At 39.5% G+C, this 20290-nt stretch carries 26 protein-coding genes; 4 read left to right on the plus strand and 22 right to left on the minus strand.

Going from position 1 to position 20290, the window contains the following annotated elements:
* Nucleotides 1–92 precede the first annotated feature (92 nt).
* The 14 genes from QQK06_RS03270 to QQK06_RS03335 all read right to left on the minus strand — a co-directional run bounded on the left by QQK06_RS03270 (nucleotide 93) and on the right by QQK06_RS03335 (nucleotide 11674).
* Complete coding sequence (locus QQK06_RS03270; RefSeq protein WP_284243171.1) at nucleotides 93–1208, minus strand: S1C family serine protease; 1116 nt, start codon at nucleotides 1206–1208, stop codon at nucleotides 93–95.
* A 243-nt stretch (nucleotides 1209–1451) separates the two neighbouring features.
* A complete protein-coding gene (locus tag QQK06_RS03275; protein ID WP_284243172.1) occupies nucleotides 1452–1736 on the minus strand; it encodes a hypothetical protein in 285 nt (94 codons plus the stop codon).
* 103 nt (nucleotides 1737–1839) lie between these two features.
* Nucleotides 1840–2769 (minus strand): DUF4340 domain-containing protein, encoded by a 930-nt coding sequence (locus tag QQK06_RS03280; protein WP_284243173.1) that lies wholly within the window; start codon nucleotides 2767–2769, stop codon nucleotides 1840–1842.
* 10 nt (nucleotides 2770–2779) lie between these two features.
* A complete protein-coding gene (locus QQK06_RS03285) occupies nucleotides 2780–5689 on the minus strand; it encodes a Gldg family protein (RefSeq protein ID WP_284243174.1) in 2910 nt (969 codons plus the stop codon).
* Nucleotides 5679–6644: an ABC transporter ATP-binding protein gene (locus QQK06_RS03290; protein WP_284243175.1), complete on the minus strand. Its 966-nt coding sequence runs from the start codon at nucleotides 6642–6644 to the stop codon at nucleotides 5679–5681. Before QQK06_RS03290 ends, QQK06_RS03285 begins: the two co-directional genes overlap by 11 nt.
* A gap of 310 nt (nucleotides 6645–6954) precedes the next feature.
* Nucleotides 6955–7425 carry an Hsp20 family protein gene (locus QQK06_RS03295; protein ID WP_284246561.1) on the minus strand — a complete coding sequence of 157 codons (471 nt, stop codon included), beginning with the start codon at nucleotides 7423–7425 and terminating at the stop codon, nucleotides 6955–6957.
* Between the two features lie 245 nt (nucleotides 7426–7670).
* Nucleotides 7671–8006, minus strand: coding sequence for a 5-carboxymethyl-2-hydroxymuconate Delta-isomerase (locus QQK06_RS03300; protein ID WP_284243176.1), 336 nt, complete (start codon nucleotides 8004–8006; stop codon nucleotides 7671–7673).
* An 81-nt stretch (nucleotides 8007–8087) separates the two neighbouring features.
* Entirely contained in the window at nucleotides 8088–8387 is a 300-nt protein-coding gene (locus tag QQK06_RS03305; RefSeq protein ID WP_284243177.1) for a DUF2834 domain-containing protein, read from the minus strand.
* A 119-nt stretch (nucleotides 8388–8506) separates the two neighbouring features.
* Nucleotides 8507–8944, minus strand: coding sequence for a hypothetical protein (locus tag QQK06_RS03310; protein WP_284243178.1), 438 nt, complete (start codon nucleotides 8942–8944; stop codon nucleotides 8507–8509).
* 35 nt (nucleotides 8945–8979) lie between these two features.
* Entirely contained in the window at nucleotides 8980–9357 is a 378-nt protein-coding gene (locus tag QQK06_RS03315; RefSeq protein WP_284243179.1) for a hypothetical protein, read from the minus strand.
* A 158-nt stretch (nucleotides 9358–9515) separates the two neighbouring features.
* The gene (locus QQK06_RS03320; RefSeq protein ID WP_284243180.1) at nucleotides 9516–10070 is read right to left on the minus strand and encodes a nucleoside/nucleotide kinase family protein; all 555 of its coding nucleotides are present in this window, start codon (nucleotides 10068–10070) and stop codon (nucleotides 9516–9518) included.
* 247 nt (nucleotides 10071–10317) lie between these two features.
* Nucleotides 10318–10713, minus strand: coding sequence for a GFA family protein (locus QQK06_RS03325; RefSeq protein WP_284243181.1), 396 nt, complete (start codon nucleotides 10711–10713; stop codon nucleotides 10318–10320).
* A gap of 189 nt (nucleotides 10714–10902) precedes the next feature.
* A complete protein-coding gene (locus QQK06_RS03330) occupies nucleotides 10903–11193 on the minus strand; it encodes a helix-hairpin-helix domain-containing protein (protein ID WP_284243182.1) in 291 nt (96 codons plus the stop codon).
* A gap of 22 nt (nucleotides 11194–11215) precedes the next feature.
* A complete protein-coding gene (locus QQK06_RS03335; RefSeq protein WP_284243183.1) occupies nucleotides 11216–11674 on the minus strand; it encodes a helix-turn-helix domain-containing protein in 459 nt (152 codons plus the stop codon).
* Nucleotides 11675–11753: 79 nt separating this feature from the next.
* On the opposite strand from QQK06_RS03335, the gene QQK06_RS03340 reads away from it, so the two are divergent.
* Together QQK06_RS03340 and QQK06_RS03345 are read left to right on the plus strand one after the other, a co-directional pair.
* Complete coding sequence (locus QQK06_RS03340; RefSeq protein WP_284243184.1) at nucleotides 11754–12245, plus strand: DUF2938 domain-containing protein; 492 nt, start codon at nucleotides 11754–11756, stop codon at nucleotides 12243–12245.
* A gap of 260 nt (nucleotides 12246–12505) precedes the next feature.
* Nucleotides 12506–12745: an RNA recognition motif domain-containing protein gene (locus QQK06_RS03345; RefSeq protein ID WP_284243185.1), complete on the plus strand. Its 240-nt coding sequence runs from the start codon at nucleotides 12506–12508 to the stop codon at nucleotides 12743–12745.
* A 229-nt stretch (nucleotides 12746–12974) separates the two neighbouring features.
* On the opposite strand, the gene QQK06_RS03350 is transcribed toward QQK06_RS03345, so the two are convergent.
* The 7 genes from QQK06_RS03350 to QQK06_RS03380 form a co-directional block, all read right to left on the minus strand.
* A complete protein-coding gene (locus tag QQK06_RS03350; protein WP_284243186.1) occupies nucleotides 12975–13826 on the minus strand; it encodes a TIGR04219 family outer membrane beta-barrel protein in 852 nt (283 codons plus the stop codon).
* A 48-nt stretch (nucleotides 13827–13874) separates the two neighbouring features.
* Complete coding sequence (locus QQK06_RS03355; protein ID WP_284243187.1) at nucleotides 13875–14342, minus strand: GNAT family N-acetyltransferase; 468 nt, start codon at nucleotides 14340–14342, stop codon at nucleotides 13875–13877.
* A gap of 146 nt (nucleotides 14343–14488) precedes the next feature.
* The gene (locus QQK06_RS03360; protein ID WP_284243188.1) at nucleotides 14489–14776 is read right to left on the minus strand and encodes a hypothetical protein; all 288 of its coding nucleotides are present in this window, start codon (nucleotides 14774–14776) and stop codon (nucleotides 14489–14491) included.
* Between the two features lie 205 nt (nucleotides 14777–14981).
* Nucleotides 14982–15362 (minus strand): energy transducer TonB, encoded by a 381-nt coding sequence (locus QQK06_RS03365; protein WP_284243190.1) that lies wholly within the window; start codon nucleotides 15360–15362, stop codon nucleotides 14982–14984.
* A 220-nt stretch (nucleotides 15363–15582) separates the two neighbouring features.
* Nucleotides 15583–16434, minus strand: coding sequence for a hypothetical protein (locus QQK06_RS03370; RefSeq protein WP_284243191.1), 852 nt, complete (start codon nucleotides 16432–16434; stop codon nucleotides 15583–15585).
* A gap of 505 nt (nucleotides 16435–16939) precedes the next feature.
* Nucleotides 16940–17656 (minus strand): CPBP family intramembrane glutamic endopeptidase, encoded by a 717-nt coding sequence (locus QQK06_RS03375; RefSeq protein WP_284243192.1) that lies wholly within the window; start codon nucleotides 17654–17656, stop codon nucleotides 16940–16942.
* 114 nt (nucleotides 17657–17770) lie between these two features.
* Nucleotides 17771–18415, minus strand: coding sequence for a LysE family translocator (locus tag QQK06_RS03380; protein WP_284243193.1), 645 nt, complete (start codon nucleotides 18413–18415; stop codon nucleotides 17771–17773).
* 121 nt (nucleotides 18416–18536) lie between these two features.
* On the opposite strand from QQK06_RS03380, the gene QQK06_RS03385 reads away from it, so the two are divergent.
* Nucleotides 18537–18686 (plus strand): hypothetical protein, encoded by a 150-nt coding sequence (locus tag QQK06_RS03385; RefSeq protein WP_284243194.1) that lies wholly within the window; start codon nucleotides 18537–18539, stop codon nucleotides 18684–18686.
* Between the two features lie 2 nt (nucleotides 18687–18688).
* A complete protein-coding gene (locus tag QQK06_RS03390; RefSeq protein ID WP_284243195.1) occupies nucleotides 18689–18850 on the plus strand; it encodes a hypothetical protein in 162 nt (53 codons plus the stop codon).
* A 112-nt stretch (nucleotides 18851–18962) separates the two neighbouring features.
* On the opposite strand, the gene QQK06_RS03395 is transcribed toward QQK06_RS03390, so the two are convergent.
* Nucleotides 18963–20123 carry a DUF5700 domain-containing putative Zn-dependent protease gene (locus QQK06_RS03395; RefSeq protein WP_284243196.1) on the minus strand — a complete coding sequence of 387 codons (1161 nt, stop codon included), beginning with the start codon at nucleotides 20121–20123 and terminating at the stop codon, nucleotides 18963–18965.
* Between the last annotated feature and the right edge of the window lie 167 nt (nucleotides 20124–20290).

Raw genomic sequence — 20290 nt, forward strand, 5'->3', positions numbered from 1 at the left:
TCCAACGTACATTACATTAGACATAAGGGATAAAGGATGTGTGACAACAATTATTCAATTTTAATTAAAAAATAACTTATGTTGTTTACCAGCTATTCTAAGATAACGGTTACGGTTAAGCGTTGATTATCTCTTAATACGCCAACGGATACAGTATCGCCAACGCTATAACTATCTAACACCGTATAAAGTGACTTAACATGAGTGATTTTTTCATTATTGATTGACTGAATGACATCTCCAATCGTAATGCCATACCGTGACACTTTCGCGCCGCGCAGCGATGCTTTGTCGGCAGATGAGTGAGGGTTCACATCTAATATCACCACACCTTCAATCCCCAACTGTTGGGTAATTTGTGTATTGATGTCACTATCGACTGAAATGCCTAGTGATGGACGAATATATTTACCTTGTGCAATCAGCTGAGGAACCACTCGATTAACGGTATCAACGGGTACCGCAAAGCCGATGCCGGCATAAGCCCCCGAAGGGCTATAAATAGCGGTATTAATGCCAATTAAACGTCCTGCACTATCTAACAGTGGTCCACCTGAATTCCCCGGATTAATAGCAGCATCCGTTTGAATAAGATTATTAATACTCAGATCTGAGTCGGCAGATAATGACCGATTAAGCGCCGAGACAATACCGCTAGTTAAGGTATGGTCCAGGCCAAACGGGTTGCCGATAGCAAACACAGACTGCCCTACTTGCAAGTCATCGCTGGTGCCAATTGCCACAGCCGGTGGTAGATCAAATGCAACATTTATTTTTAATACGGCCAAATCGTGAGTAGGGCTCACTCCGACTAAACTCGCCTGATACGTTCTCCCATCATTTAATCGAATATTGGCCTCAGATGCTCCTTCAATCACATGATAGTTTGTCACTACATGACCAAACTCATCCCAAATAAAACCTGACCCGCTACCTTTGGGTACCTTACGTACATCTCGGGTCCAAAAGCTGCGAACAATTTTATTGGTTGAGATAAAAACGACGGATGGGCTAGCATGATTGAAAATATCAATTGTCGCTTTCTCTGTGGCTGCTAAATCTCCTCTTGCTGAAACAATTCTCGGCTTAGCCGATTGATAAATGAAATATTTTTCTGCAACTGGAAGTAAAATACTGATCAGGTATAAGCCAACAATTAACCAGATCAACAGCCTGAGTAGCTTTAACAAATTTAACCTATTGTCCATACGGATACCTCAATTAACTAGCTCCAGTTACTTTACTCAACGAGTAATTTAACGCACAAGCCACTTTAATAAATAACTATTTGTTTTCAACAATATGTAATTGCGTTTATTGAGTGTATTTATGGCAGCTCTAACGCGATTCAAGGCTGTTGAGGTAAAATATTCTACGCGTACAACTATCGAGCATCATCCCTTTACTGGTGATAGTCAATCAATAAAAATAGCCCTGTTTCTACGTTTGACTTATTGACTCCGATGTTTTGCTTTAGTTAACACCTTTTTTAGAAAACGTGGATTAAACTGCTTATTTCCCGGAGTCAGCATATTCACACCGTATTGTAGATTTCGTGCCAAACGAGATTTGATAACAGTATCATGCTCTGCTTGTACGATAGCCTGTTGTTTACTTCCCCTCTCACTGGCTTGACTTTGTTTTACAGTAACAAAGGCCGAAATACAGATCCCGACAATAACCGTCAGTAATACGATAAATACTTTAATAAATGCTTTATTGGCTGAAATCATCATATATCCTCATTTAAGCAATATAAAACAAGTTCAATTAGTTATAACCTATTAAGTGATCAGATTAAGCGGGGCTAAAATAAGCCCCACCTATCTTAATTTTCGCTTACTCTGACACTTTTTCTTCTGAGTTCTCCTCTTGAATACCTACTTTAGAAATAAACTTGTCTAACGATAAATTAGCTAACTTGTCAAACTTCCGCTTAGATAAAGTGAACCATTGATTAATGTCTTCTCGCTTAACAAAGTAACTATCCTCATTTGATGCAAAGGAATAAATATATTCCTGCCCTTGATCATCATGAACAATCAGCTTATCCACTGGCTTAGGTGTATTATTCGCAAGCCCTGACACCGACAAACTGGTTAGTTGATTGACTAATTCCTGAATATTTTCGCTATCCAGTGTCTGCTGTTCACCCAGAGTTGATGGTGGTACCAACTGCCATTTTTCATCACGCTTAGCTAAACTAATCGCTGCATGACTAATTTGACTGATACCATCAACCGACAGTAAAGTCTTATCTAACCAGTCATCAATTTCAGTGCTTAACTGATAAGCACTAAACTCGATTGAAAACACTTCATCTTGTTCACTATTTCGCACATAAAGCTGTTTAAAACTCGGCGATTTTCCTAACAGTAGTGCTTGGCGTTCACCGCTACTGTCGGTATATATGATGTGCTTTTCAAAGCTATCATTCGCCACTTTGAAGCGTTCATGACTGCTTTGAGTATTCGTCACCGGCCAAGTCACCTGGCTGCGGATAAGCTTATCCGTTACCGCAGCGACTTTACTCTCTGCTAAGGGTAATTTTGGATAACCTTCTAGCCGCCAACGGTCATTACGTTTAATCAAGGTTAGTTCAGTGTTTTCCGCTATGATTTGTACTTTATTCAATTCATCTTGTTTCATGCTAACAAGGGCTTGAGATACGTTAGTGTTTTCCATGGCACTATCGGCAGAAAACAATAGGCCCGTGACCACCAGCTGTAATAAAAACAAAGCCGATAATAGGGTGATATGCTTATTCATCTTATTCCTCCTATTGCGCTAACCAAGCTAAATATTGACGTTGTTTACGTTTTCTACGCTGACGATCCCACAGCGCAATTACAGCTAACATAGCAAACGCTAAAATATAATTGCCGTATTCCCAAATCAGTTGTTCATTATGCTCCATCGGTGGCAAAGTACGATTGAAATTGCCGCGAGAACGTATACTCATTAGCGCACGATCTTCTAATGACCAATCTACGGTATTCACTAACAGCTGCAGACTATTTAAGTAGTCGGTTTGCGAGACGCCACCGGTTAGTTGCAATACTTGATCTTGTACAAAATCATTTGAGCTAAACAAAATAATACGAGCACTATCAGGCGCATGCTTAATGACACTGCTGACATCCAATTGAGTCGACTCTGATGTCTCAGCGCTATCACTTTCGTTATCAGTAACAGTTTTTGTGCCTGTGGCTTGCTCAGTTTTAGCCGCTAACAACGGGGATTCTTTATCAGCAAAATACGAGGAGAACTGCCCTTGTGCTATCACCCCCATCAGTTGCTTCCCAGTATCACCTTGCGCGTTATAGCTAGTTTCACCTAGCTGATTCACCGTCGGCATAATATCTAACGACGTCGATGTCCAGGCGCCGGCCGAACTTGAAATCAACGGCGTATAACTGACGTTCGCTTTATTATCATCAAGAGTAATAGGTGACGACCACGCCATGGTTAACTGGGGTAATTCAGAGGTGATTAAATTGTCTTTATTCAACCCTTGCCGAACATCTGCAAAATACGGATAGTCTAACATCCGCATTTCTTGCAGTTGAAAACCACCAACATTACGCGTCACTGGAATAGGAAAAGCTGCATTGCTCGCATCCATCACTAAACTATTTTCTATCGTCAAACCATGATGTGACAACCAATTTGAGAGTCCACTGTCAACCGGCGACATCGACAAGCTTCTGCCAGTGAAATTAACACTATAAGGTGAAGTCGCGGCAATGACCGTGCCCCCTTTCATCAAAAACTGATCAACGGCAAACAGCTGTTTTTCATCAAGCGACTTTGGTGCCATTAACATCAGGATGTCTGCTTGACCGGAAACTGAGCCGTCAGATAAATCTTCTTTTAACACGTTAAGCTCTGCACCTAGCATACGCTCTAACTGGCTGAAACTGGCACTTGCTGCGCCATACCCGTAAGGTGCCGCCGATGGCGTCACTAAGGCTACATTTTTAGTAAAGCCGGTGGCAAAACGTTTAATTGCCGCATCCAAATTACGTTCAAAGCTGGCTTGACTAAAATCATCCAGAGGGATCTGGACAACTTGTTCCCCCCCTGTAAGAGTGAGGTAAAAATAGAAAGCTTGATCTGAAAAGACGCTGGTTGCCATTGGCTGAAAACCATAGTCATCTGCAATTTGCTGTGCCACTTTTCCGCCATTTTCTTCCGGCTCAACAAAATTTATCGCTAATTTATTGCCTGATTTTTCCTGTACTTTATCAAGCTGCTCAGTGATTGTTTGTTTAAATATGACCAATTGCTCAGGCAGTTTATCGTTTGCAGAAATATAACCGGTAAATGTTAATCCCTGTTTGACGGTATCAAACAAATTTCCGGCACTTTGATAGTTCTGTAAAACATTTTTAATTGCCCGGGTAATATCATGCTCAGGATTACGCAATAGCACTTCCACATCCGACTCTGCCCGCGCATTAACTTCAATTAAATCTCTAAAACCAAGCACTTCATGTTCATCGCCATACTGCACTAAGACATTAAAATATGAGCTGACAATAGACGCTTGATAACGATCGGCAACTTGAAATGGCATCGGCTTAATACCAAATGCCGTATTGGCTTCTTGCTCAAGTTCCGGTTGCTGCTGAGGATCTACAAATTCAACTCTCACCCTGCCATCTGCAATGACTTGATATTCTTCGAGTAAATCTTTTATTTGTGGCACTAATGGCGCCAGCAGTGGGTGTGTTTTTTCACTAAAGTAACCACGGATCAACAATGGTTCTTGCAACTGGGTCAAATAGTGCTTGGTCGCTTGAGAAATGGAATATTGCTTACCTGCTGTAGTATCCCAACGCAGTTGTGGTAACTGGCTTAACCATAAATTAGCGCTCAGCAAATTAACCACAAGTAAAGCCGTTAGCAACTGCCAGTGTATATGATGCGCTGTTTTATCATGGCTAACCCAACGCTCCTGCTCCAAATAGTACGTATTAAGTGCTAAAAACACTAGCGTCAGTGACAGGTAATAATACAAGTCGCGAATATCAATCACCCCCCGTGTAATATCGTTAAAACGCGACCCCGTACCTAATTGCCTTAAAAACTCCGCACCTTGGTGACCGAAAAAGTCAGTAATTGCCGCAGTGCCGATAAAATAAAATAAGCCGCTGATCACACAGGCAGTAATTAAGCTTACAATTTGGTTGTCACTTCTGGCAGAAACCGCAAGCCCGATAGCAAGATAAGCGCTTCCAAGTAACATCACTGCGAGATAACCAGAGATCACTGGACCCCAATCCAGTTCACCGAGCAAGCTGACAGTAATAGGCAACGGAATAGTAATAAGCAGTGCAAGACCTAAAAGCACCAGACAACTTAAGAACTTACCAACAACAAAATGCCATAGTGGTACGGCTAAGGTGTGGACGTATTCAATGGTGCCACTGCGTCGTTCTTCACTCCATAACCGCATGGTTAATGTTGAACATAAGAAAATAAGTAGCACCGGCATCCATTCAAACATAGGCCGAACATCGGTAATATTGCGCGAAAAGAATGCTTCTCCCCAGAAAAAGATAAACAGCGTTACCGCAACAAACGCACCAATAAACAAATAAGCAATAGGCGATGAAAAAAACAAGGCCAGTTCTTTTTGCGCAATGCGAAAACAATTAAATTTAGCAGATTGCTCAGGCAGCATTAGACACCCCCTTCCCCTGTTCATGCGATGAATTTTCTATACTTGAGTATTGTTCGTTATTGATTTGATTAAATACCGTTTCTAAATCACGTTTTTTCCGGTACAAGGCAAATAGATTAGCATCAGAGTTCACTATGGCTTTACTTAGTTCAGTGCAAATTGTCCGTGAAAATTCCGGCTTAGAGATTTCAACCATCAGTTGGTGTTCACTGATTCGCTCGAGCGCTTTGACACCAGAGATTTGCTTAATAATTGCCAAGTCCTGACAATCAGTTTCCACAATAAGCTGCTGACTGTGTTGCAGCGCATCCAATTTTTCGTCAAGCACTAGTTGTCCGGCTTTAAGAATAAGAGCCCGGTCACACAATGCATTGACTTCCTGCATGATATGAGTTGACAAAATGACCGTAGCATCTTGAGCTATTTCTTTAATTAACTGTCGCATATGCTGAGTTTGTTCAGGATCTAAGCCATTGGTTGGCTCATCAAGTATCAGCAATTTAGGGTTTGCTAAAATCGCTTGGGCCACGCCAACTCGCTGTTTATAACCACGAGAAAGTGTTTGTATCGGTGCTAATAACTTGCTTGATAAATCCGTTGCTTTAATGACACGTTTAATTTCAGCCACTTTTTTATCCGCTTTTAAGCCCTTTAAGTCAGCGGCATAATCTAAGTACTCTGCAACCGTCATTTCAGGGTAAACCGGCAGATTTTCAGGTAAATAACCTAAGTGTTGTTGTAATAATTTAGGATTATCATTAAGTGAAATACCATCTAATGACACCTCCCCTTTATCAGCTTCTAAATAGCCACTGATAATCTTCATTATCGTCGTTTTACCCGCGCCATTGTGGCCGAGCAAACCGATGATTTCACCTTTTTTAATTGAGAAACTCACATTATTAACGGCAATAAAATTACCATAACTGCGAGTTAATTGACTCACGTTCAGCATGATAGTCTCCGAAAGTTACTGGAAAATTGTCGTTTTAGTTGTTAGTGCTAACTGATCAGCTATTTCTACCGTACGGATGACGGTTGAATGGGTCGAAAAATACATTGTTAAAGTCTCCATATTTACTGGGAACATTCCCAAAAACAAAGTACATAACGAGTCAATTTTTTTGATATGGGCAAAAATTAAAAGTTCAAGTTTCAACAACTAAAAATTTTTAACTGATTATTTTCAGCTAGTTATTCGTTAAAAATCACTACGATAAGTCTGCTATTTAAACAGAGGGTGTACAATGACACCCTCTACATTTTTACGCAGCTTTAGTTTCTTTCTGCTGAGCCTTATGCTCAATAGCACTAGTCTTTTGATTAATGGCTATTGACTTAGGCTTCATCGCCTCTGGAATTTCTTTTACCAGCTCAATAGTTAACAAGCCATTAGCAAGAGCGGCGTTAGTGACTTCAACGTAATCGGCCAAGTTGAATTTGCGCTCAAAAGTGCGAGTGGCAATTCCGTGGTACAAATAATTACGCTCGTCTTTTGCGTTCTTTTCGCCTCGTACCGTGAGTACGCCTTTCTCTACTTGTATATCGAGTTGCTCTTGAGCAAAGCCAGCGACAGCCAACGTAATGGCATAGTGGTTTTCTTCAATAGCTTCGATATTATATGGTGGGTAACCGCTGGCGGTTGTTTCTGATGCTAACGCACTGTCTAATAAAGACGCTAAACCATCAAAGCCAATACTGCTGCGGTATAGTGGGGTTAAATCAACTGAGTTCATCATATATCCTCCAATAGAAGCAACATAAAATAAAAACAATTAAGTGTGGCTAAGCTTCCAATTTAGACAACCTAACCACATAGATCTATTTAGGGTTTGAACGGTGAAAATCAATATTTTTATTTATAGTATTTTCAAATATAAATACAGGTTCTAATTCACAAATAAAATATTGAGTTCAGCATAGCTAAAAATTATTCAGCGTAGCCCAGGCGTTTAATTGACGCCACAGTCTTTAGTAATGTCTACACTATAACCTTGGCATAGCTGGCACGATCGATATCAGCAACCTCTACGGAAATAGAGCAGTTAGTCATAGTTAATGTTTTTAATTGTCCTAAAACTAATTGAGTTAATGCTGATTTTTGTTCACTATTGCGCCCTGACAGTATATTTAACGTAACGTGTATAAAACTAAGGTTTAGCTTACCCGTTTGATAATTAGCATAGGGTAAAGCTCTTACCTTGATATCACTGCCTTCAGGGTCAAATAAATTGGAAGCTAACGCTCCTTTATAGACCAAAGGAACTAACGTTTCTCCATCAATATTGGCTGAATGCTCGATTACACAATGTGGCATTAAAATCTCCTTGTATAGGTGCGCTACAAACTATTAAGTGCGTTAAAGCTTGATTAGAGCGCATGATTGAGCGGGCCAGAGTTAGTTTTCGTTTGCATATAAATAAGCAGGTAATGCACATGACAAACCTACCGTACAACTTAATACAAAGAAAACTAAAGGCTTAGGAGCTGATGAGCTTTTCGCACGCTGAAAAATAAAACACCAAAAAACAACTGTTGCTAATAACACATCCGCGGTAAAGCCACTCGCCGCCTTATTCGCAAATATTTGTGTGATAAATAAGGAAAAATTCAGCCCTTCTACTTGCATAAATTGAATATAAAAAAGATAAGGGATCACAGCCCCAATAATAGCTAACAGTAAGTAAATATTTTTCATTAAAACTCCATCTATAAATACAATAAACAACACTAACAGTGACAGGTTTAAGGTAATGCCTGTGTATTCACGAAACTCAATCAATTGGCGCGGCCCGAAAACCCGATTGATTACGATAACTACCTGTTTGCTTGCCTGATAAAATTATGTCCGAGAATAAACATAACTCCGGTTAAAAACCAAATAGCACCAGCAATTGTGCTAAATATGCTGACTAATTCCGGATAAATAAAAGACGATGGGATAGTTGCTAATCCTCGGACGATGCAAAGCGTTGAAATCACATAAACAGCTAAAGAGAGTAATGGTAAACGCCTAATAACCCTTGCACTTGAGAGTGAGTAAAGTCCAACAATAATAAATAGCAAAGATATAAAAGCTGTACTCAAAGGCGCTAATAAGGTGCCATTTTCTGCTGACTGTACAATTTCTGGCGGTGCCATCTGAGCAGCATAACACTGCGGCCCAAGAAAAATGCAGGACATATGGGCAATGGCGGTACCTACCGCGATTAATGCAACGAGCATAAGTAACCATAATCCAATCTTTTTATTCATAAAAAAACACATCGCTCTATTACTGTTAACAAGGATTAAATCACACCAATTAACCCAAGAGTGCCAATTGGCAACAATAAACTCCACTGTGGTAAATTAATGAACGAACGATAGCCAAAAAAGAACCAGCCAACAAGAATAAACACCAGAGAGAATGTAACAAATATTAACGAAATACCGGCAACGACTTGATATAATCCCTGCTGATCAACCCAACCGACATAGACTAAGAATGTTGCCAAAATACAAAGAATTACAGATACCATATGCCAAGATGCCAATAAAGTCGCCTTTTGAACATCGGGTAAATTAGTTCTTAGAAATGGTCGAACGGGGTCAATTTGCCCAGCCAATATATGTATTAAAGCCGTACACAGCCCAATAATACCCGCACTTAGAACCCATAAATTCATCAGTATCTTTCCCTATTTACCTAATACTTTTATTCTCTGCATGACATCAACTAGATATTTGGATAACTCAACATTAGCCCTTTCACTAACCCAACCGGAAAAGTTGAGTAACACCCGGTAAACGGACAACGTATAAAAACTATCTCTATATTGCTACATTAATTAGCAGTATTTTTTAGCCAATGACCAATTAAACAGGTTATAGATTCAACTGAATCTACTTGCTGAATGATAAGGTCACAATCTTCTCTGATCTGATGAGTTGACTCAATATAAATTTCTCGAAAATGATCTTCATACATGGATAAATATTGAGCAATAGCATTTAACGAATCACTGTTGGGATGATTGATATTTCTCATAATTACCCGGGATAAACAGATCTCCATTGGCATATCGAGTAAAATTACGTAATCGATTAACGAAGAAATTGAATCTCTGCTTCTACCAAATGGCTCTTCAATAAAAACATAATCGCTATTACTGTCAGAAATCAATTGATGAAGTGCATCTATAAGTTTAGGCGTTTTTATATTTGATGCGTCCGCCCCATTATGATGCCAGCGTTTCATATCCTTAGGGTAAGTGTTTTCATCGGTATGATCATCAAACAATAAAAAAGGACAAGAAAACTTTTTCGACAACGATCTAATTACCGAGGTTTTTCCGCTCCCCGAAACACCACTTATTGCGACTACTTTTGCTTTATTCATATAGTTTTAAAGGCCAATATCAGTGTCATCTCACGTCTTAATCCGTAACTCACAACAACTTGCTGAAATCGAGCAAGCTATTAGCAGCTGATTTAACTCATTGTTATATTAAAATTTATGCAATACTATCATCATTCCAATAAACTTTATTTGATACCGGTCGTTTAAGTAAATAGCTCCTGTGATCTTCATATCTTTCATTTGATCAAAAGGATGAAGATCGGCTATTCACATAAACTAATCACTATTACTCATGTGGATGTTCATCGAACTGTTTTGCGTTGTCGGCTATTTTCAACCAACTCGGTTTCTCCGCAACAAATTCGTGAAATGCATTTTCAATTTCAATTTCACTATCTATGCAGTTTGCATTTATTGGAAAAGACTCCATTTCAGAAAGAACCTCTCCAAGAGCCGTACCACAGACAGAACAAAAACAGCGATCGTACTTATAAGGTGGTTCAGCTTTGTAGGTCACTATTTTCTCGCGGCCAGTGGTAATTTTAAAATTGTTAGATTTTACAAACATCAAAGCACTTGCTCCAACTTTTCGACAACGACTGCAATGGCACATCCCCATCATGCTAGGCTTTTCGGTCAGTTCAAATTGAACGGTTTCGCAACAACAACTTCCTTTAATCATGTAACACCTTTAAATCATAAACAGTGAGTTTTTCAAAGAGTAACACAATAAACTGTATATAAAAACAGTATAAATATAAAAGTGCTAATAATAGGTTACAAAGAGATTGCTAAAATGTTGAGAACGGGAAAACCGTAAACTAATCTATTTTTTCATTGCATAATACCCTTACTCTGCGCTGTACAGATCTTACTTCCCACTCTGCATTCTCTTCCGCTCGGCCGTGTAAGCCCACCAATTCTTTGGCTCGTCACCTTGGATAAAAGATGTAACGGAAATAAAAACATCAATCACACATGGGTCGTGTCTGGTACTGGTTATCGCGCAGAGCCTCTCATACATATCATACGGATCTTGCCCGACAAGATCGTCCGGTTTCTCGATACCAAGCAACTTAAGGTCTGCGGCACTTGCCTTACCTATATTTGGCAGGTCTGTAAGCTTACTAACTGCTTCACGTACAACTTTATTCGGATTCATAATTTATCTAGCGCTCCGCTCATCACTGACTTACCCAATTCACCACTTTACTAGAGCGCCGCTTTTGCGATAGCTTCCTTGTACCTTCGCCTTTAATTGCTCCAGAAGCAGCCAATCCGAGTAAATGCCTAAACTTAGGGCACTCCATATGACTGGGAGCAGAACAAACAGCTGCATGCCGAAGTCCATCTCGCATTGCTATCTGCTTTTGAATAATGATATCCAGTTCATCTGCCTTACTCAGCAGTAATTCTCTGTCAATATTGGGTTGCCCTTTTGCACCTAACATTTGGGCAATTTCATCCAGCGAAAACCCTGCCACACGACCTAAGGCAATCAAGGCCAATCGCTCCAATATATTAGCGCTAAAAACCCGACGTAACCCTTGCCTGCCAACAGAGTTAATTAATCCTTTCTCTTCATAGAACCGCAATGTCGAGGCGGGTACACCAGAACGTTTTGCTACTTCGGAGATATCCATAATTTTTGCTTGACCTCAAGTCGACTTTAAGTTGTACGCTATCACCCGTTTCAAATCGATACAAGTCACGGAGTGTGTAATGAACATTTTATTATCCATAGTATTAATAGGTATAGGAGCCACAGTCGTCATGGACTTATGGGGTATTGTCCGCAAGCGACTATTCGGTAGTACGGCCCCCAATTACAAAATGGTGGGACGCTGGATAGCCTACATGGCTTACGGGAAGTTTCGCCATAACGCTATTGCCACATCCCCAGCCATGTGTGGAGAACACCTTATAGGATGGACGTTTCACTATCTGGTAGGCATAGCTTTCGCTGCATTATTGATCAGCATATGGGGGGTTCCGTGGCTCTATAATCCAACGCTTGGCCCTGCACTTACCGTTGGCATTGCTACCATTGCAGCACCATTTTTGTTAATGCAGCCAGGGATGGGGGCAGGACTAGCTGCCGCCCGAACAGCAAAACCAACTTCAGCTCGATTGCAAAGCCTAGTAACTCACACAGTTTTTGGGCTCGGTTTATATTTATCTGGCTCGGTAGTACAACTTTTCTACTCAGTTTGAAATTCAAGCTAATAAATCGTAAACGGGAAAATAAAAGGCGCAATGCCACTCGTTTTCCCAACCATATGTAGCGCGCTACGCTTGACCGTCATGGCCTGTAGCGCGCTCGCTTAAACTCTCTCATCTCACAAGAAATTTATAGCAATTAAAATAACTGATTATTTCAATTGCTATTATTTCTGGCCCACTTAAAGAAACAATGCACTGCTAATCAAAAACTGTGAGACAATGGCGTTGCACTTTATACTACATGGCTCATTATGAAACTTTTAGTTCGTAACCTTTCACGCTCAACAACAGAGCAAGAAATTCGTATTTTATTTTCTACTCATGGCACTGTCACTGATTGTAATTTAGTTTTAGACCAAGAGACAGCTAAATCAAAAGGCTTTGCTTTTGTAGAAATGCCTGATGAAAATGAAGCTCAATCAGCGCTTTCTGCTTTGCATGAAACAAGAGTTGCCAAAAATAGAATTCGAGTGAAAATTGCTCAAAAATAGCTCAAGCTCAGAAACTAAGCAGCATACCGTAAGAGTGCTGCTTATTTCTGGCTCTGTTTTCTTGTACGGTAACTTTGGATCAGTATAGTGCCCAATGCTAATACTCAACGATATAGCGCATAAATTTTTCGCTAAAATTAGCCGAAAAAAGTAATAACTAACGACTTTTTATTGACGTTAATTTACTTGTTATGTTTCTTATTTATTAACACCACACATCATAGCGTTTTTAAAAGTGTACAGTCACGCCGACAAAAGTCCCCTTAAACTCAAGATCGGTATATAAATCATTTAACTTTTCAAATTCCATTTTCTCGGCTCGATAGCCTAAGGTCAAATAGAAATCCATCATTCTGTTATCGACTAATTCGTAACTTAAGCCAACTTGATAATCAGAATGTGTTTGGTCATCTTTTAATGAAAAATCACCTTGGATAAATAAACTTAAGCCGCTTAATGGCAAGCTAATATTAGAGGCAACATACAACATAGGCTCTACCTCGTTTGTCTTTATTTTATCGGTAGTAACAGTCTCTGTTGTTTCTGTAACATTATGATAATCATGATCATCGTGATCTTCTCCATCCCAAATACGATCCCGACTTGTAGTCACAATATTTGCGTCCTCCGTTACAATAACTGCACCACCAAAATCTCTAGCAGTTAATCCCAAGTCGAATGAAAAGGAGCCGTTATCAAATAATTCGTAATATAAGGTGTAATCAACGTAACTTACGTTAAAATTGGTATCAATATCAATATCAGCATGAACATCAACATGCGCGGTTTCGTTATCGGCATTATATTCTTGCGTTAAATGAGTTGTACCTGATGTAGTGTCAAGCGTAGCACTTGAAATGCGTACATTAGGAAGAATAGCAATCGGGTGTTCAACGGCAATAAAATAGCTATTTTGCTGCCCTTTTTTTAAAGTAAAGTCACCTATTGTATTTTGTTCAGCCAAAAGACCACTTGCTTCACTTTGCCAAATTTGGCCACCGAGGTATAAACCAATCGTATCTGCTGGTACGTTAGTAGTAAAAAGTACAGCAAAAGTTGCTGCAAAAGCCTTTTTTTTCATCTAGTGACTTTCCTTGTTTACAAATAGCCGTGTTTCATGCGGGTTACGCTAAATAGTTTTAACCATATGCAAAGTTTCAGACTTAAAACCAAGTTTTTTATAAAAACTGTTAGCCTTTGAATTATTTGCAAATACTTCAAGGTGTAACAAGCGACAGTCCAAATTTTTAGCCCACTGTTCAGCAGACTCCATTAACAGCTTACCTACACCTAAACCTTGTGATTTAGGTGATACAGCTAACAGAGGAACTGTTCCGCAAATTTCACCCGAAATACCATCTTTGTGTGTACGAACGTGAATGAACCCTAGAGGAGAATTTTCAATTTCAGCTATCAACGTTGTACTTGGCGTTGAGGTGTTAGCAAGCATTTCTGAAATATAATTGTCCTGCATTTCTTGAACCGCATCTTCAGTATGCCAATCTAGTTTTGCTACCTCAGCTAGATAAGGTGAAAGCTCAAAAATAAACGCGCGATCATTCTCGTTTGATTCTCTTATTACTACGTTATTTTTCATATTAAATTTTAGGTTTCACCTCTCAAGCCTGAATAACTTATTACGCCTCGTTAACAGGCAAATAATTGTGGACTAAAATAACGAACGCAGCGAGGAAAACCAACTTGCAAAAGTCCCGCACCGCAATGGCTTGTTATATATCAATACTAAAAATCTATTTCGATATTAATATCTTTGGGTTTATAAATTGGGGAATCTACACCTTCAATACATAACCCATCAAAATTTTTAAGCTCCAATATTCTATAAATTTTTGGTAATACCTTCAATTCTTTAGATTTAACAGAATAAACCATTAATTTCTGACTGTTCGATCTTGTCCATTCAGGAAAAGCTAAATGCATTGAATCATTTGACCAAATAATTGAGGGATTACATCGTGTAGAAATAATTTTTCCGTCAATTGAAAGAACTCCTGATGTGGGTGCTCCCATTGCTATTTCAAAGGCATTTTAAACAGATGCTAAATGTTTTTCGTTAGGACTTTGAACTTCAACTTCACTCGTCCATGGGCTAATACTCAACTTGAATTCTTCCTTGGCATATAACGCCGCGTTAAACGGCTTAATAAAAGCTTGCTAAAATTGGCGACTAAGGAGCACAGCAAGCTTTTATGTGCCCGACTTTTTAGACGCTTTGTTATAATATTGATGGAGCAGAGAATCGAAATTCTAATATTACGTAAACAGGCGTTTTTTTATGGTTAAAATCAGTGTTGACGTAATGTTTTTCCTGTACCGCACGCAATGCAAATTTATCCCAACCACCTTTTGACTCAATTATAACTGGATTAGAAACTTCGCCATTAGAGCCAATTAAAATTTTAACGTTAACAAACCCTGATTCTTGTGGAGGCACCCAATTATTGTTGAATGAAATACTACTTTTTTTAGGTACCCAATATTTGTGCAGTTCATGCATTTTTACATTTATTGCGATTTCACTAAGTAATTCCTTATTGTTAGAACTGCAGCCGACAGTAATTAAAGATATAAATAACAAAAAGCTTAACCGTTGCATCTGGATACCCTTTAAAAATATAACGCCGCCATAAGGGGCTGATAATAGCTTGACAAAATTGTGTAGCGAAGCGGAACTGAGCCAAGCTGTTAGCAGTCCCGTATTGAGTGGCTTATATGGCTGTTTTTTTAACCTTACTCAGACTCTCGATATATCTAGCGCCAGAGATGAGTAACACCGCGAATGTAGGATTGCTAGACTTGATTCCGGTATCCTTGTTTTACTTTTCACTTAACACGTCTTTAACATAATGAACCAGATAATCTTTTTGAAAGTCGTAAGAGTTTAGGTGGCGTAGCAAACTATGTATCGATTCATCAGCAGCAATGTCCTCAGGTTTCATATTTCGTTTTGATAGCAAAAAAACCTGATTGACAAACTCCTCATATACCCCAATTAAATTTTCAAGATCGACTTTATTCCCATATTGTTTTGCGGACCAGTTTCCAGGAAATATTTTAGTTTCGTCATCAACATCTCTAAGGATGCTTTTCAGTGCATCAAGATGAGCCAGTGGGCCATTTTTACCCGAATAGACAATCCAATCAAAACCTACTGCATCACCTGCAAATATAATGTTGCTTTTCTTCAGCTTGAGCATCATGTGATCATCGGTGTGGGCCTTTGTGGGAGTTGCTTCGATCACTTCATATTTTAGATCGAAAATACGCTTCGAAGCGACTAAAATCCTGTTTGCAAAAGCATCGGGGATCAAGTTTTCTCTTGCTACAAAAGTCGCGCCATTTTCTACAAAAAGCCTGCTGCCATTGTACTGATAGTAGTCGCCGTCCAAGGCAAAGACGTATTCGATTTTTTTCTCTGTAATGCCTTGCACTAATGACTGCACATGTCTTGAGTAATCTTTCATCATCGATGTAATTAATGCAACATCATGCTCCCCTATTACAAAGGCAAAGTTAATATTTGAATGCCCATAATCCTGGCTGACCACGTAAACATTGTCGTTTAACCGTTTTAGATCAAACAGATTTAAATCAATTTCATCTGCTATTGCTAAATTCAATGAAATAACAACTAAAAATGCGACTCGAATAATCTTAACCAGAACCATACATCCCTCTTTATGCAATGCAAAACATAACCCCTTAGTACAGAGTTACCTTTTTTGATTTTCACTTACGTTGCAAGTTGATCTACTCAGAAAAGCTAACGCTTAAAACAGCGGCTAAGCAACGTTTGCTACACTGCGCGAAGCGCGAGCAAGCGTTGTGTGTCCGCCAGATTTTACTTATTAGCAGTTTACAAATGGATGAACGCGGTTTACCACTTTAACCACATATAAACTGCTGATTAATTTAATGACTTTACCTTACTTTAAAAATAACGCCAAGAACAGCGATGCTTTAGATGAAGGTGAAAAACAGCATTGAAATGGTGGATGACTTAAACTGAAAAGCCATTTTATCTGTTTAAAAGCAATTCCTGTTTTTTACTCCAAAAGATAAAGACTACTAACGCCCCATTCAGAGGCTGATAATAGCTTGATAAAATTGTGTAGCGAAGCGGAACTGAGCCAGCTGTAAATTGTCTGATTGAGTGGCTTGTAAACGTCAGTTTTAAACTCTTTCTAACATAGACATCGTATTAAGTAGGCAATGTGCAAAAATTAGCGGCCATAAGTTTCTGCCAAATGCTACATAACCAATCCCCATAGCAAGACCAATTAAAGCAACAGTTATTGAACGTTCAGATATATCGTAAGAGTGTCTAAAACCAAAGATCAGAGCCTGAGCCAAAACAGCAACGGCTGTTGCAAACCAAGTACTAGATAAAGTTTTTTCGATCCAATTGATAAGAAACCCTCGGTCTAGCACTTCCTCCAATGTGGATTGCAGCCATATAAATGGAATTATCGTAAAAAATAGCGTCCAGTTACCAGAAAGCTCCCCAAATTTAGAGACGGCTTTTTCACCTGACATATCGGGGGCAACTTGCAGGCCTAATTGATCTTTTAACGTTTGAAAAATAAAGATCGAGATAATTGTGAATGCAAAAATAAAAACAGTAGCTAACAAAGATTTCTTATAGTTTTTTGGCTTAAATAAGCCTATTTCTTTCCAAGTAGTTTTCCTAAGTCGCATTAAAATCGTTGCTGTAAGTAATGTGGAAAATGACCAAAATAGGCCATTGGTAATAAAGTTGAATTGTGAAAAGTATACTTCCCTTATTAAAAACATTATCGAAATATAAATAATCAAGTCTAAAAGAAAAGCCAAAGGACGTGACTTATGCAGATTCTCTTCTGTTGTTATAGTCTTCACACTTAAATTCATCTGCATACTCCTTTAGACAGTTAACGCTTTGCTAAGCGGAAAATAAAGGTTGGCTATAATAGCGAAGCGATGGTCAACTGTTATTTTTCCGTTTAAGAAACTGGTTAGTTTGTATTACGATACAGAACTACGATTAAAGGCTGAGCGAAGTAGTCCGATGCCTGCAATAGAAAATAAGAATGAAGTTGCACCATTTATCCATCGACTTGCGCGTTGATACCAGTTCATAACACCGCAATATGAGAAGCAAATTGAATACATAGCATTTGTAGCAAACCCGACGACCATACAAATTACCAAACCAGCAATAAGAGAAAGAGTTCCATCATTTGCCTCCAAGCCAACAGAAAGTGCAGCCATCCAAGCGATTACCGTTTTAGGGTTAGAAATATTCATAATAACACCACGAAAAAACCAACTTTTACCTGAAACCTTATCATCAATCATTTCAATACTAACTGAGTTAGGTTTCATAGTTTCTTTACCGGAAAGATAGGCCAGTCTTAATAGATATATTCCACCGAAAATCTTAAGTGCCATTAGTAAATAAACAGAGCTTTGAAGAATAGTCCCCATGCCACTTGCAGCAATAATCCCCCAAAACACTAAACCAGTAGAAAGCCCAGCACCATAAATTAAACTAGTTCTTCTACCTTTACTCATTGCTATGGTCGCATTAGAAATATTTGCTGGTCCAGGTGAAACGGCTATGACAAAAAATGCAAGGCCAATACTTAATAAAGAAAATAGGTCTATCACTTATTTATTCCTCTTTAGCAGATGTTAAAATTCACTAAAAACTAACGACTGAGATGGACTCCCCTTGACTCTGGCATATTTGCCAAACTTAAGGTGCGAAACTTAAAAAAAGGAGCCCATCATGAATAACATTAAAACACTTGGTATCGATTTAGCCAAAAATTTGTTTAGCCTTGTTGGCATGAATAAGCATGGGAAAGTAGTAATGCGTAAGAGACTGTCTCGTAAAAATAACTTCCCTATATTACTCAGCTTAATCCCTGCCTTATAGCTATGGGGGCTTGTAGTGGCGCACACTTATGGGCGCGTGAATTTAAGTCCATAGGACACCAAGTTGCTATTATTGCCGCCAAGTTCATTGAACCTTTTCGCACTGGCGGTAAAAAAGATAATAACGATGCCGAGGCGATTTGTGAAGCAGCAATGCACGACTGATTTGGACACTGATGATTAAACAGGAAGATTACAAAGTCGTGACTTAAAACAAGACAATGACGCTATGCAGTAGTGGTCAACTAATATTAGCCACTTAACTTGAGTTCCCGTTTTAAAGATCAGTGAATAAGCGCAACACATACTCAAGGCTGCTGTCTGAAAACAAAGGAAGATCCTTTGAACTCTTCAGGGCTGCACGATTGTAGCTCACCAGAAACTGCGCAGGGTTACCGATGTCAGCGAGCAACGCTTCTCGACCTAGCGTCCTGTCAATTGTTTCAGCCATAAAAAAACCTAAAGGATGACCTGCCATCACGGCAGTTTCGCGGATTCGTTCATCGATGGTATCGCAGTCTTGCTGGCATTCCTGAAGGTCACGTATTAGAACATCTAACTCCGCAATGCGTGCTGGGGCGTTGGTTACCTCGTCACGAAAAAACTTGGCAAATTTTGAGTGAGCTAGATATCCATCATTGAAGAATGTATGCCGTTTATCGATTTGATCACCAATGCCTTCAGATTGCAGTTGATGCAACACCCATACAAGTGATTCATTTGTGGCAGACATGGCATTTCGTGTGGTCGACACGGTTACTGTGTGGCGCAATATATGATGTGTTTCGTGGGCTAACCAATAGACGAGATTATCGCCCGCTTCAAGTGCAAAAAGGGGATCCATCACGATCGAGCTGCTATACCCTCGGGCATCTTTCTGGAAGGCGGCAAAGGCGACGGAAAACCGGGGCCATCTTTCGCCTGCCGGATGTGAAAAATAGCCACACGCAAGTTCAGTGGCGTGCTGCGACAGTGTACCTTGTTCCTGCTTGAGCTGAAGCAAGAGGTTCGTGACTTCCCTACGCTTCAAGTCCAGTTCGATAAAGTGCTCAACAAGACGCAACGCAGCTTTGCCCTGTTCCCTCCATTGCTTTTGTTGGGTCTGTTTAGAAGGCAAAAATGCGGTGCGTATAGCTTCCAGTAGGACATCCTTTGGGATCTCCTCTTTAATCAAGCTCTCATACCCGGGACCAGATGCAAGTGAATTCCATTGTTCTGGCAAAGGGTCCGAACCAGACTTTAACTGGTCAATGATCTTCCAAAGCTTATCCATGTCCCCAAATTCAAAAGCAAGGGCGCTAGCAAGTTGTTCTTTCGTCAGTGCGTTACAGTCAGTGGGCTTTGCATCACCAGACGCAGTTGAGGATGCAGCAGTGGCAGAAAAAACCGTTAGAGTAATGATTGCGCATAGGCAACGTTTTCTTATGAAGAAGTTCATGTTAACTCCCAAAATTATGATGACGGGGAATGATGCATGCATCCCGGCCAATAATTAACGCCAACACAAAAGAGCCTACAAATACCAATGTAATATTGATGTTTATATTCCTATTTATCCTTAGTTTTCGAATTCGGCTCAAAATTCCACTTAAAATTAACGCCCTG

It is taken from the genome of Thalassotalea insulae (assembly GCF_030161395.1).
In the GTDB taxonomy this organism is placed as follows: domain Bacteria; phylum Pseudomonadota; class Gammaproteobacteria; order Enterobacterales; family Alteromonadaceae; genus Thalassotalea_E; species Thalassotalea_E insulae.

Coding starts and splice junctions, on each gene's coding strand:
- QQK06_RS03270 (WP_284243171.1), bottom strand. CDS start 1,208: ATGGACAATAGGTTAAATTTGTTAAAGCTACTCAGGCTGTTGATCTGG.
- QQK06_RS03275 (WP_284243172.1), bottom strand. CDS start 1,736: ATGATGATTTCAGCCAATAAAGCATTTATTAAAGTATTTATCGTATTA.
- QQK06_RS03280 (WP_284243173.1), bottom strand. CDS start 2,769: ATGAATAAGCATATCACCCTATTATCGGCTTTGTTTTTATTACAGCTG.
- QQK06_RS03285 (WP_284243174.1), bottom strand. CDS start 5,689: ATGCTGCCTGAGCAATCTGCTAAATTTAATTGTTTTCGCATTGCGCAA.
- QQK06_RS03290 (WP_284243175.1), bottom strand. CDS start 6,644: ATGCTGAACGTGAGTCAATTAACTCGCAGTTATGGTAATTTTATTGCC.
- QQK06_RS03295 (WP_284246561.1), bottom strand. CDS start 7,425: ATGAACTCAGTTGATTTAACCCCACTATACCGCAGCAGTATTGGCTTT.
- QQK06_RS03300 (WP_284243176.1), bottom strand. CDS start 8,006: ATGCCACATTGTGTAATCGAGCATTCAGCCAATATTGATGGAGAAACG.
- QQK06_RS03305 (WP_284243177.1), bottom strand. CDS start 8,387: ATGAAAAATATTTACTTACTGTTAGCTATTATTGGGGCTGTGATCCCT.
- QQK06_RS03310 (WP_284243178.1), bottom strand. CDS start 8,944: ATGAATAAAAAGATTGGATTATGGTTACTTATGCTCGTTGCATTAATC.
- QQK06_RS03315 (WP_284243179.1), bottom strand. CDS start 9,357: ATGAATTTATGGGTTCTAAGTGCGGGTATTATTGGGCTGTGTACGGCT.
- QQK06_RS03320 (WP_284243180.1), bottom strand. CDS start 10,070: ATGAATAAAGCAAAAGTAGTCGCAATAAGTGGTGTTTCGGGGAGCGGA.
- QQK06_RS03325 (WP_284243181.1), bottom strand. CDS start 10,713: ATGATTAAAGGAAGTTGTTGTTGCGAAACCGTTCAATTTGAACTGACC.
- QQK06_RS03330 (WP_284243182.1), bottom strand. CDS start 11,193: ATGAATCCGAATAAAGTTGTACGTGAAGCAGTTAGTAAGCTTACAGAC.
- QQK06_RS03335 (WP_284243183.1), bottom strand. CDS start 11,674: ATGGATATCTCCGAAGTAGCAAAACGTTCTGGTGTACCCGCCTCGACA.
- QQK06_RS03340 (WP_284243184.1), top strand. CDS start 11,754: ATGAACATTTTATTATCCATAGTATTAATAGGTATAGGAGCCACAGTC.
- QQK06_RS03345 (WP_284243185.1), top strand. CDS start 12,506: ATGAAACTTTTAGTTCGTAACCTTTCACGCTCAACAACAGAGCAAGAA.
- QQK06_RS03350 (WP_284243186.1), bottom strand. CDS start 13,826: ATGAAAAAAAAGGCTTTTGCAGCAACTTTTGCTGTACTTTTTACTACT.
- QQK06_RS03355 (WP_284243187.1), bottom strand. CDS start 14,342: ATGAAAAATAACGTAGTAATAAGAGAATCAAACGAGAATGATCGCGCG.
- QQK06_RS03360 (WP_284243188.1), bottom strand. CDS start 14,776: ATGGGAGCACCCACATCAGGAGTTCTTTCAATTGACGGAAAAATTATT.
- QQK06_RS03365 (WP_284243190.1), bottom strand. CDS start 15,362: ATGCAACGGTTAAGCTTTTTGTTATTTATATCTTTAATTACTGTCGGC.
- QQK06_RS03370 (WP_284243191.1), bottom strand. CDS start 16,434: ATGGTTCTGGTTAAGATTATTCGAGTCGCATTTTTAGTTGTTATTTCA.
- QQK06_RS03375 (WP_284243192.1), bottom strand. CDS start 17,656: ATGAATTTAAGTGTGAAGACTATAACAACAGAAGAGAATCTGCATAAG.
- QQK06_RS03385 (WP_284243194.1), top strand. CDS start 18,537: ATGAATAACATTAAAACACTTGGTATCGATTTAGCCAAAAATTTGTTT.
- QQK06_RS03390 (WP_284243195.1), top strand. CDS start 18,689: ATGGGGGCTTGTAGTGGCGCACACTTATGGGCGCGTGAATTTAAGTCC.
- QQK06_RS03395 (WP_284243196.1), bottom strand. CDS start 20,123: ATGAACTTCTTCATAAGAAAACGTTGCCTATGCGCAATCATTACTCTA.